This is a genomic window from Pseudonocardia hierapolitana (assembly GCF_007994075.1).
Classification (GTDB): domain Bacteria; phylum Actinomycetota; class Actinomycetes; order Mycobacteriales; family Pseudonocardiaceae; genus Pseudonocardia; species Pseudonocardia hierapolitana.
In genome coordinates, this window is sequence record NZ_VIWU01000001.1 from 7,553,650 (window position 1) to 7,565,259 (window position 11,610).

8 protein-coding genes are annotated in these 11,610 nt (G+C 74.1%); 3 read left to right on the forward strand and 5 right to left on the reverse strand.

Going from position 1 to position 11,610, the window contains the following annotated elements; all coding sequences use genetic code 11:
• Positions 1-31 precede the first annotated feature (31 nt).
• From FHX44_RS35635 to FHX44_RS35645, 3 genes are all read right to left on the reverse strand, one after another.
• Positions 32-1,408, reverse strand: a complete 1,377-nt coding sequence (locus tag FHX44_RS35635; RefSeq protein WP_170309171.1) for an IS4 family transposase — start codon at positions 1,406-1,408, stop codon at positions 32-34.
• Positions 1,409-1,540: 132 nt separating this feature from the next.
• Positions 1,541-2,524 carry a glutamate ABC transporter substrate-binding protein gene (locus FHX44_RS35640; RefSeq protein WP_147261727.1) on the reverse strand — a complete coding sequence of 328 codons (984 nt, stop codon included), beginning with the start codon at positions 2,522-2,524 and terminating at the stop codon, positions 1,541-1,543.
• Entirely contained in the window at positions 2,521-3,864 is a 1,344-nt protein-coding gene (locus FHX44_RS35645) for a hypothetical protein (protein WP_147259791.1), read from the reverse strand. The genes FHX44_RS35640 and FHX44_RS35645 overlap by 4 nt, the downstream gene beginning before the upstream one ends.
• Before the next feature lie 164 nt (positions 3,865-4,028).
• Here FHX44_RS35645 and FHX44_RS35650 point away from each other — a divergent pair, with 164 nt between their 5' ends.
• Positions 4,029-6,068, forward strand: coding sequence for an acyltransferase family protein (locus FHX44_RS35650; protein ID WP_147259792.1), 2,040 nt, complete (start codon positions 4,029-4,031; stop codon positions 6,066-6,068).
• A 34-nt stretch (positions 6,069-6,102) separates the two neighbouring features.
• Entirely contained in the window at positions 6,103-6,402 is a 300-nt protein-coding gene (locus tag FHX44_RS35655; protein ID WP_147259793.1) for a hypothetical protein, read from the forward strand.
• A gap of 85 nt (positions 6,403-6,487) precedes the next feature.
• On the opposite strand, the gene FHX44_RS35660 is transcribed toward FHX44_RS35655, so the two are convergent.
• Positions 6,488-9,961 (reverse strand): ATP-binding cassette domain-containing protein, encoded by a 3,474-nt coding sequence (locus FHX44_RS35660; protein ID WP_147259794.1) that lies wholly within the window; start codon positions 9,959-9,961, stop codon positions 6,488-6,490.
• Between the two features lie 118 nt (positions 9,962-10,079).
• The gene (locus FHX44_RS35665) at positions 10,080-10,757 is read right to left on the reverse strand and encodes a LysM peptidoglycan-binding domain-containing protein (protein ID WP_147259795.1); all 678 of its coding nucleotides are present in this window, start codon (positions 10,755-10,757) and stop codon (positions 10,080-10,082) included.
• 299 nt (positions 10,758-11,056) lie between these two features.
• Here FHX44_RS35665 and FHX44_RS35670 point away from each other — a divergent pair, with 299 nt between their 5' ends.
• A complete protein-coding gene (locus FHX44_RS35670; protein WP_170309172.1) occupies positions 11,057-11,608 on the forward strand; it encodes a tetratricopeptide repeat protein in 552 nt (183 codons plus the stop codon).
• Positions 11,609-11,610: the final 2 nt, after the last annotated feature.

Here is an 11,610-nt window from a genome sequence, read left to right on the forward strand (position 1 = left end):
AGGCCGTGTAGTTAGTCGGTTGTTGTGATCGTCAAGGGTCTGTCGCTGCCAGGATGTTGATGGCCGTGGTGGCTTTGTAGCTGGTCCGGTCGATCGCTGGGCCTCGGGCTTGGTATTTGGAGATGGCCCGTTTGACGATGCGGGGACACACCCGTAGTCGGCGGGTGGGCATGAGGTTGGCCAGGACGTGGCGGCCGATTGTGCCGATCAGGTCGATGACTGTGCCGGCGATGACATCGGCGGCCTGGATGAGTTGGTCGCGGGCGGTGTGCCAGGCGATGGTGAAGCTGGCGCGGTCGGGGTCGGTGTCGGGTCGGGTGCTGGTGGCGTCGGCGATGGCGGTGCGCAGTAGTTGGTAGACCACCAGCAGGGCGTAGACCTCTTGCTCGACGCCGGTCGGGGTGCGGGCGCGCAGCACGCGTCCGCCGAGGATGCTGGATTTGAGTTCCAGGTAGGCGGTTTCGATCTCCCACCGCTGGTGATACAGGGTGATCAGTTCGCTGGCGGGGTAGCGGCGGTGATCGAGCAGGGTGGTGGCGAGCCGGTAGACACCGGTGTGCCGGCCCGCTGTGGTGGTGATGGTGATCTCGGCCTCGATCACGCGCACGGGTAGGGCAGCGAGGGTGGACAGGTAGGAGCCGTCGGGGTAGCGGGCCAGGACCGGCATGGTGCGGCTGTTCTTCAGCCGCACCAGCACCTGGGCTCCGGTCGCTGCGATCTGGGCCAGTAGCCCGGCCGCGGCGAAGTTGCGGTCGGCCAGAAGGATCATCCCGGCGCGCAGGCTGGCCAGCAGGCGGGGCGTGTAGGTGGTCTCCCCCGCGGTGGTGGGGCCGAACACGGCGTCGATGAGGGTGCGGGTGCCGCAGGCCACCAGTGCGACCAGGCGGATCTGTGGATAGCCGCCGCCTCCGTGGTTGCCGCGCTGCTTGGTGAAGCGGGTCAACATCGCGGGGCTGTCGGGCACGGTCAGGGTGGTGCCGTCGATCGCGCAGACCAGCAGGCCGCGCCACCACGTTCCGGGCTGGCGGGAGCTGGCCGTCGGGGTGCTGGCTGCGGGGCCGCGCAGCAGGTCGAACAGCCACCGCAGCGGTGCCGCGCCGATGCGGCGGCGGGCCTGGGCCAACCCGGCGCCGCTCGGCGTGGCGGTGGTGATGCCCTCCAGCCCGGCGACCAGCTTGCGCCACACGCCCAGATACCCGACCTCGGGGAACAGGCAGGCGGCCAGTAGTAGATAGACCACGACCCGGGATGGCAGGTCCCGCAGCCGCGACTGGGTGGTACGGGTGGCGCTCAGGGCCTCATCGACCATCTCGAACGGAACCTGCTGGGTGAGCTCGCCGAGATGGCCGGGAGCGAACCGGCCCCCGGCCACGGTCGTGGTGCGAGTGATGACAGACTTGGTGTCCAACGGAGTTCTTGCTTCTGGTGATCTTGGTCGACACCGTTCTAGCAGGAACTCCGTTGCTTGTTTCCAGGGGTTGACAACCCCACACACCCCTTAACTACACGGCCTTGGGACTAGTGGACCACCAGCCCCGCGTCAGTCCCGGTACACGGGCGGCGGAGGCGGGGGCACGGGGTCGAGGCGGCCGGTGTACCAGTGCCGGTTGCTCGCCGCGAGGCTGCCGTCCGCGCGGGCCGCTTCGAGCACGCCGTTGACGAAGCGGACGAGGTCCGGCTCGTCCGGGCGCATCCCCACCGCGTAGCGGGAGGTGTCCAGTGCCCGGCCCACCACCCGGGTGTTGGGGTCCTGCGCGGCGAGGCCGGCGAGGATGACGTCGTCGCTCGACACCGCGGCGACGCGGCCGCGCTGCAGCTCCAGGACGCAGTCCGGGATGCCGGTGAGCGACTCGACCTGCAGGCCGAGGTTGCGCAGCACGATCTCCGTGGTGGAGCCGCGGGAGGTGCAGACGGTGCGGCCCGCGAGGTCCTCGACCTCGCGTATCCCGCTGTCGACGGGCACCAGCAGTCGCTGGGAGGCCGGCATGTAGGGGGCGGAGAACTCGACCACCCGCTGGCGGGCGCAGGTGACGGTGAAGCTGTTGACGACCACGTCCACCTGGTCGCGTTCCAGCGCGGCGGCCCGGTCGGCGATGTTCAGCACGACGTACTGCACCCGCTCCGGATCGCCGAAGATCGCGGCCGCGATCCGCCGGACGATGTCGATGTCGGAGCCGGAGAGGTTGCCGGTGAGGGGGTCCCGGTACCCGGCGAGGAACTTGCCCTGGTCCACCCCGGCGATCAACCGGCCCCGGTCGGCGATGACGGCCATCGTGGAGCCGGCAGGCATGGCGCCGGGCGCGGGCAGCGGCCCCTGCGGGCGCAGGCTCTCGCGCACCGCCTCGGTGCACGCCGGAGCGGGTGCCGTGGGTGCCCCGCCTGCCTGCGGCGCCTGCGCAGGCCCGGTGGGCTCGCCCGAGGCGAGCCCACCCAGCAGCATGCTGCCGAGCGCGAGCACCGCCCCCACCACGAGGTAGATCGCGGGCTTCCGGGCATCGACGTTCTTCGCCGCCGCGCTCGTCATCGGTACTCCTCCACCCGGCGCCCGATCCCGGCGGCGGCCGCCGCGGCGGCCACCAGCGCCAGCACGGCAGGGCCCGCCGCGAGGCCGGTGAGGGCGGCCGCGGCGGTGTCGGCCTCCGCCCGGAACGCGGCCCGCTCGGCGTCGATCGTCTCGCCGAGCACGGTGCCGAGCCGGTCGAACGCGGCGCCGGAGCCGTCCGGAGCCGCTCCGGTGGCCGAGGCGACGGCGTCGCGGTAGAGGCCGCCGTCGTCGAGCTCGCGCAACCTGCGGTGTGCGGTCATCCACTCCTCGGTGGCGGTGCGGACGGCGGCGATCCGGTCGTCGGTGTCGGGCTCGGCGGCATCCCTGGCCGCGTCGAGGAGCCCGCTCGTCGAGATCGTGCCGAGCACACGCTCGATCGCGGCGGTGAAGCCGCTGTCGGCGGCGCCGCCTCCGCGGGCGACCAGCACCAGGCTCTCGTTGCTGCGTGCCTGCAGGACGGCGGCTCGTGCCTCGTCGAGGGTGTCGGCGATGCCGCTGTGCCGCTCTGCCTCGGTGAGCCGTCCGCTCGCCACCGACATCGCGACCACCCACCACAGCAGCGCGACCACGATGGCCCCTCCCGCGACCGTGAGCCCCACCGACAGGACGCGCTGGGTGCGCCTGCGTTCCCGCACCGCGGCGTCGACCACGGCGGCGAGGGCCGCGAGACCCATGAGCAGCACGGCGATCGGCGCGCTCCCCGCGCGGCCGTACGCGTCCGCGAGCGCCTCGGCCTGGAGCCTGCGCAGCTCGTCGGCGGCCGGCAGGATCTCGGTGGCCATCAGCCGGGACGCGCTGTCGAGGTAGGACTGCCCGAGCGGGTAGCCGAGCCGGTTGTACGTGCGCGCGGACTCCACGAGTCCGCTGTAGACCGGCAGCTGTGCCGCGATCGTGGCCAGCGCCGGGGCCGCCGGGTCGTCGGCGGGCAGCAGCCCGGCCGCGTGCACCAGCCGGGCCGTCGTGTCGGCGATGTCGCGGTCGTAGCGGGCGCGGATCTGCGCCGGCTCCTGCCCTCCGGAGACGAAACCGCTCGTCGCCATCGCGTCGGCGTCGGCGAGCGACCGGTACAGCTCGGCGGCGTCGGCGTGCACGGCGGCGATGCGGCTGCCGCCCTCGTGGACCGCTTCCGTGCGTGCGGTGCCGTCGACCAGGCTGAACACGCCGGCCAGCAGGCACCCCAGCACGAGCACGGCGCCGAGGCGGCGCAGCCGGTCGGGAGTGCTGGGCCCGGCGGCGAGCACGCGCAACCGCTGCCGCACGCCGCTGCCGGTGGTGCCGCTCGCCGGTAGGTGGGTGGCCCTCTCGAGGTCCAGGCTCACTCGTCCCCCCAACGCTCACGCCCTGGCGCGCCCAGCCTAGGACCAATCGTGACCCTGCGAGGTCAAGATCCGATCAGGATCGCAGGCGTTCGATCGCGGGCGTTTGATCGACGTGCGCGGCCGCTTCCTAGGATTGGCGATCGATCGCGGAGGGGGAGGGCTGCATGACGGCGCGTGAGCAGCCGGGCGGGCGCCCGGTGGCGGGGCTCGGGGTGGCGACGGGCTTCCGCCCGGAGCTGCAGGGCCTGCGCGCGCTCGCGGTCGTCCTCGTCGCCGTCTACCACGTGTGGGTGGGCCGGGTCTCCGGCGGCGTCGACGTGTTCTTCGTCGTGTCCGGGTTCCTGCTCACCGGGCAGCTGGTGCGTGCCGCCGAGCGCGGCGAGTTCGGCGTCCGGCGCCGGTGGTTGCGCAGCCTCGCGCGCCTCGTGCCGGCCGCGGCGGTGGTGCTCGTCGTCACCGCGGTGGCCGCCGCGATGGTCCTGCCGGAGGGCCGCTGGAGCCAGACCGTGCGCGAGATCGTGGCCGCGGCCCTGTTCCTGGAGAACTGGCAGCTCGCGGCCGACTCGGTCGACTACGCGGCCCGCAACAACGTGGCGAGCGTCGCCCAGCACTTCTGGTCGCTGTCGGTGCAGGTCCAGGTGTTCCTGCTCTGGCCGCTGCTGTTCGCCGTGGTCGCGCTCGCCTGCCGGAACGCGCCCGGCAAGCTGCACCGCACCGCCACGATGGCGCTGCTGGGGGTGTTCGCGGCATCGTTGGTCCATTCGGTGGAGCTGACGATCGCGAACCAGCCCCTCGCCTACTTCCACACGCTGACCCGGCTGTGGGAGTTCGCGCTGGGCGGGCTGCTCGCGCTGCACGCGGACCGGATCGTCCTCACGCGCCGGGCCCGCGTGGCCGCGGGCTGGACGGGCGTCGCAGGCCTGGTGGCGTGTGGCGCGGTGATCCCGGTCGCGCACGCCTTCCCCGGCATCGCGGCGCTGTGGCCCACCGGCTGCGCGGCGCTCGTGCTGCTGGCCGGCCGCACCGGTGCCGCGCTCGGCGCCGACCGCGTCCTCACCGCGGCGCCCGCGCGCTACCTGGGGGACATCAGCTACGCCCTGTACCTGTGGCACTGGCCGCTCCTCGTGCTGTACCAGCAGGCCGCAGGGGCGGAGTCGGTCGGGTTCGGTGCGGGCGTGCTGATCATCGGCGGGGCCACGGTGCTCGCCGCGATCACCTACGAGTGCGTCGAGAAGCCACTCGCCCGCCGGCGCGGCGGCCCGCGCCGCCAGGCCCGGATCACGGTGGCCTGCACCGCCGTCGTGCTCGCCGTCGCGTTCGGCTGGCAGGTCGCGGCCGCATCGCGCGTCGACCCGGAGGCCGTGGTGGGTGACGACTCCCACCCCGGTGCCCGTGCGCTGCTCTCCGACGAGGAGGTCCCACCCGCGCCGCTCCTGCCGTCGGCGCTGGCGGTCACCGAGGACTGGGTGCGCATCGAGCAGTGGAACTGCACGCCGATGGCCGGCTTCCCCATGGACGTGTGCGCGCACCCGTTGCCCGTCGCCGAGGACACGCAGGAGCCGGTGCAGCCCGACCGCCGGATCGTCGTGGTGGGCGACTCGCACGCGCAGCAGCTCACCGGGGCGCTGCTGCCCATCGCGCAGCAGCACAACTGGCAGATCATCACGATCGTGCGCGGCGCCTGCCCGTTCTCCACGGCGTCCGAGGTGGTGCCGGACGAGCCCGACTGCCTGGCCTGGAACGCGGCCGCCGCCGACGAGATCATCGCGATGCGGCCGGACGCCGTCGTCACGCTCGCCACGCGCGACGCGCGCGTCGGGCAGACCGAGCAGACCCCGGCCGGGTTCGTCGAGCAGTGGCGGAGGCTCGACGCGGAGGGCATCCCGGTGCTCGCGCTGCGCGACAACCCGCGGTTCGACCACTCCGTGCCGGACTGCGTGCAGACCCACCCGGACGACGTCGACGGGTGCGGGGTGGACCGCGCGGAGATCTACGCGCCCACACCGCCCTGGACCGACCTGCCCGACGTGCCGGCGAACGTCACGTTCGTCGACATCGCCGACGCCGTGTGCGACGCGGAGCGCTGCCCGCCGGTGATCGGCAACGTGCTCGTGTACATGGACGACAACCACCTCACAGCGACTTACAGCACCTCGATGTCGGACTTGCTGGCGAGCCGGATCGAGGAGGGCCTGGGCTGGTAGGAGGTCACTCGCAGTGACGTCGAGGTGTCGGCGGGTGCCGTGGTGGACGTCGGCAGCGCTGGCCGCCATGGCGTTGGTGCTGCCGCCGATCGCGGTCGGCGACCGGACGGTCGCGGAACTGCGGCCCGGCGAGGGCCGGGTCGGCCTTTCGGCGGCTGCCGTGCCGGTGAACTGCTCGGCGGGCAACGTGGTGTGCATGACGGGGAACGCGACGTCGAGGATCGACGTGACGACGTCGAACATGATCTTCGACGGTCGGGGGTTCTCCTCGGTCGGGATCACCGTGTATCCGGGACAACCACCTCGGCCCGGGTTACCGCAGGTTGACCGGTGACTGAGGGCAAGGTGCGGGTGGCGCCGATCCGCTGATCACGGGTGCGCGGGCTCCGGCTGTCACACCGGGCGACGGCGATGCCGCGCTACCCCGCCAGGTGGCCCCAACGCTCGGCGAGCGCCGACCAGGGGCCGGTGGCGGCGACCCGGCCGTCCTCCAGCACGACGACGCAGTCGGCGCGAGCGAGCGCGGAGTGCTTGGAGCTGCAGCCCACCACCGTGACGCCGCGGCGGCGCAGCGCCTCCCACAGCTCCACCTCCGTGCGGGCGTCGAGCGCGGAGGAGACGTCGTCGGCGACCAGCAGCTCGGCCTCGGTGGCGAGTGCCCTGGCGAGCGCGAGGCGCTGCATCTGCCCGCCGGACAGCCGCACGCCCCGGTGGCCGATCAGTGCGCCGTGCCCTCCCGCGTCCCGGACGTCGGCCTCCAGGCGGGCGTCGTCGAGCGCGTCCTGGAGCCTGCGGTCGTGGTCGAGCGCGATGTTGTCGGAGAACGAGCCGGACAGCACGCGCGGCACCTGGCCGACGTAGGCCACCTGGCCGGGCCGCAGGAAGAGCTCCGGGTCGTCGACCTCCATGTCGTTCCAGCGGATGCTGCCCTCGTGGTCGACCAGGCCTGCGAGGCCGGCGAGCAGGCTGGACTTGCCCGACCCGACGCGCCCGGTGAGCAGGACGAGCGAGCCCGCGTCGATCGTGAGGTCGACCTCCTGCACGCCGACGGTGCCGTCGTCGTGCACGGCGGTGACGCCCTCGAGGCTGAGCCGTTTGAGCGGTACCCGGCCGGCGGGCCTGGGCGCGGGGGCGGTGCCTGCCGGCAGGTCGACGCCCGGCGGCTGACGCATGATGTCCGTGCCGCCGGAGAGGTCGGACATCGCCTGCACCCAGCGCCGGGCCACCGGGGCCTCGGTGACGGCGGCGCCGAAGACCATCCCGAACCAGCCGGAACCGGCCACGGAAGTGCTCACCAGCAGGGCCGTGGCGAGGTCCCAGCCGCCTGCGAGGTGCACCGCCCATGCCGTGACCACCCCGAGCTGCGTGAGCAGTGCCGGTGTGCCTTCGAGCAGCATGCGCACCCGCTGCTCCCGCACGGCGGCCGCGACGCGGCGTTCGTCGACGCGGCGCAGGTGCGCCTGGACGGCGTCCGTGGCCGCCGCGAGCTTGACGGTGCGTGCGGCGTCGAGCACCGACACCAGCGAGGCGCCGAACCGGGCCCGGGCGTCGCCGGCCACGCGGGCCGACGAGCCTGCCACCGGGGCGCCGAGGGCCGACACCGCCGCGGACACGACCAGCACCGTGGCGAGCACCGCGCCGGCGAGCACGCTCTGCGCGGCGACGGCCGTGACCAGCACGATGATGGTGCCGTTGGTGACGTCGACCCAGCGGTCGACGTAGAGCACGAGACGGTCGGAGTCCAGCGCCCGCGCCACCACCTCGCCCGCGGGGGTGCGGGCCAGCCGCCGCTGCATGGTCTGCCCGCGCAGCACGGCGAGGCGCGTTCTCAGCGTGACCGCCGACCACCACTGCGGGTAGGTGCGGAACGCGCACGCCAGAGCCAGCGGCGCCAGCAACAGCGTGATGGCCAGCGCGGCGGTGTCGGCCCACGGTGACGCGCCCTGTTCGAGCGCGCCCACGAGCCGCCCCCACAGCCAACCCGTGACGACGCCGTACGCCCCCACCAGCGACGCGACGAGGAATGCGATACCACCGAGCACGCCCCAACGCGGGTGGGCGAACATCGTGCGCACCACCGTGCGGGCCAGCCGCGCGCGCACGGGCGGGGGAGCGGGCTTCGGCGGGCGGCGGACCGCGCGGGTGAACCGGGCGGCGTGCTCGACGGCGGGCTCGCCGTCGCCCGCCGCGGCGAGGAGATCCCGGAACGGTCCCGGCTCGGCCGCGAGCCGGGCGCGCTCGCCGTGCTGGACCACGCGCCCCCTGTCGAGCACCGCCACGGCGTGACAGCGGCGGGTGGTGGAGAGCCGGTGCGCGATGACGATGCCCGTGCGCCCCGAGAGGAGCCGGTCGGTGGCCCGCGTGACGCGGCGCTCGGTCTGCGGATCCATGCGCGCGGTCGCCTCGTCGAGCACGACGACCGCGACGTCCCGCACGAGCAGCCGCGCGAACGCCACCAGCTGCTCCTCGCCCGCGGACAGGGTGGTGCCGCCGGAGCCGAGCCGGGTCTGCAGTCCGTCGGGGAGCGCGGCCACCCACTCGCCCAGGCCGAGCGCGTCGACGGCGGCCTCCACCGCGCCCGGCGGGACGTCGCCGAACAGCGTGATGTTCTCTTCGAGGGTGGCCGCGAGGATCTCGGTGCGCTGGGTGACCACGCCGACGGCGCGCCGCAGGTCCTGCAGGTCGGTGGCCGTGACGTCCTGCCCGGCGACGAACACCGTGCCCGGTGGCGGCTCCACCGCGCGGGACAGCAGCTTCGCGAGCGTGGACTTGCCGGCGCCGGTGCGCCCGACGAGCGCGCACGTCGTGCCGGCGGGCACGGTGAGGTCGACCGAGCGCAGCGCGAACCCGCCGGGGTAGCCGAACGTGAGGCCGCGGACCTCCACGGCCGCAGGGCCGGGCGCTACCGGGCGTCCGCCGACCGGTTCCTGCGGCGCGGCCAGCAGGCCGCGGATGCGCTGGAGCGCACCCAGGCCGGCCTGCACCTCCGGCATCTGCATGCTGATGTTGTTCAGCTGACCTGCGAACGTGGTGAACAGCAGCCACAGGGTGACGAGCTCGGCCACCCCGAGCCCGCCCCCGCTGACGAGCGCCGCGCCGGCCACCGCGAGCGCGGCGAGCATCCCGTGCAGGACCAGACCGGTGCGCAGCCCCACGCGCGTGGAGGCGGCGCACGTGGCCGCGACGCGGCGCAGCACCTCCCGCGCCCGCAGCGCGTACTGGCGCACGACGTGCGGCTGGCCGAGCGAGGAACGCACGTCGTCGCGCCCCGCGACGGCCTCCTCCAGCTGGGCCGAGTGGTCCGACCACGCGGCCTCCTCCGCGAGCTTGCGCTCGGCGATCACCGCGGTGAGCGGGCGCACCAGCGCGGCCGCCAGCAGCGCCACGACCGGGAAGGCGAACCAGGCAGGCCACCACGTGAGCCCGGCCACCACCCAGGCCAGCGCGGATCGCAGCACGGCGTGGCTCAGCTGCCAGCCCGTGCGCCGCATCAGGGCGCCGAGCTGGCGGGCGTCGTCGTCGACGCGGTCGAGCACCTCGCCGACGGCCTGCTCCTCCAGCACCGGCAGCGGCTGGTGGAGCGAGGCGTGCAGCAGGTCGGCCCGCAGCCTCCCCTCGGCGCGTCCGACGACCCCGGAGAACGCGGTGCGGCCTGCGGTGTCGAGGACGGTGGCGCCGACCAGCAGGGCACCGAGCAGGCCGACGAGCTCGATGGTCGGGTGCTCGGCCACCTGGCCGGCCACCACCGCGCCGATGGTCTCGGCCACCGCGGCGATGACGACGAGCACGCCGACCGTGGCCGTCGTGCCACCGGCGAGGCGGCGCCAGGTGAGAGGCTGTGCGGGGTACCGCTGTGCCGGGTACCGCTGCGCGCGCAGCCCGCTCTCGTCCATGCCCCCCGGCCCGTACCCCCGCCGGCCCCGCGCCGGTGGTCGAACGCTAGTCGCCGGCATGGGTGGAGCGCTCCCGATTTACGGGGTCCGCGCCTCGGATCGATCGTGGGCGGTCGTACTACGAGATGCGCAGCCGCCCGCCCGCGACGATCCGGTCCGCGTCGATGATGTGCGGGTTGAGCCGGAGCAGGTGGGAGACCGTGACGCCGTGCCGGGAGGCCAGGCCGGTGAGCGTGGCGCCTGCGGGGATCACGACCTCGTTCGGCGGTGCGGGGCGGATCTCGAGGTTGTCGCCCGCCCGGATCAGGTCGGGGTCGGCGATGGCGTTCTGCTCGGCGATCTGCTCGATCGGCACCTGGTAGCGCAGTGCGATCCGGGCGAGGGTCTCCCCGGGCTGCACGGTGTGGGTGGTCGGCCGGTTGGCGTCCGGCGGCGGCCCGGGCTGCGGTGGCTGGGTGCGCGGTGGCGGGGTGCGGGGCGGCTCGGGCCGCGGGAGGACGTCTGGTCCGGTCGAGGTGGCGGGCGCGCGCGGCGTCGTCGGGCGGGGTGACGGTGGCGGCGGCGCGGCCGGCTCGCTCGGGGGTTCCCCGACCGGTGTGGCGGGGGTGGCCGGCTCCGGTCCCGACTGGGACGCGGTGATCGCCGCGATCACCGCGGCGGCGATCGGAACGGCGGCGAGCAACCCGATCATCGCCTGCTTGCCGGTGACCGGGCGCCGCCCGCCCGGGTCCGCGCGCGCCTCCGTGGCGGCGGACTCGAGCTCGCGTCGCAGCCGCTCGTGATCGGGCTCGTTCATCGCGCGTATTCTGCATCGCTCGTTCGGGTGAGCGTCACCGGGTCGGGTTACGCGGACGTGGTCACACGTGAGGGGGGTGGCTTGCGTCGTCGTCGGTCGATCAGGTTGACTCTCCACGTTCGGCCGAGCGGTCGTCACTCATCGTGTTGACCTGATCCTCGTTGGGGGTCTGAATGCCCTGGTGGTCCAGGGAGGGGGAGGGTGAGTCCTCCGCCATGGATGGATCGCGACAGCCGGTCCGGGCCGGCGTACCCGACCGGAGCGGCGCGCCTGACAGGGGAAGCCTCCACGAGCTCGCCGTGCGGAACGCGCGCGCGGCCGCCCTGTTCTCGGCCGGCAACGCGAAGGAAGCCATCGACCTGTTCGAGGACACGCTGCGCGGGTGCCGCGCGCTGCTCGGGCGCGATCACCACGCCACGCTGACGGTGGCGGGCAACCTCGGCGTCGCGCGGATGTCGGCGGGCAAACGGCGCGATGGCATCCACCTCATCGCCGAGAACGTCGCCGACCGCTCGCGAGTGCTCGGCGACGAGGACCCGCGCACCCTCACCGCCCGCGACGCGCTCGCCGTGGCGTACCGGCTCGCAGGCGACGTGGACGACGCCGTCGAGCTGTCCGGCCAGGTCACCGCGCAGCGCAGGCGCGTACTCGGCCCGACCCACCCCGACACGCTCACCTCGCGGATGGGACTGGCACGCGCCCAGGCCGCGGCAGGCGACCTCGAGGCGGCCACCGCCCTGCTGAGCGCGGCCGTGCAGGACGCCGAGCAGGCGCTCCCGCCGCGCCACCCGCACCTCAGCGCCCTCGTGGAGTGCGCCGAAGCCATCGGCATGACCCGCCGCGAGGGGTAGCG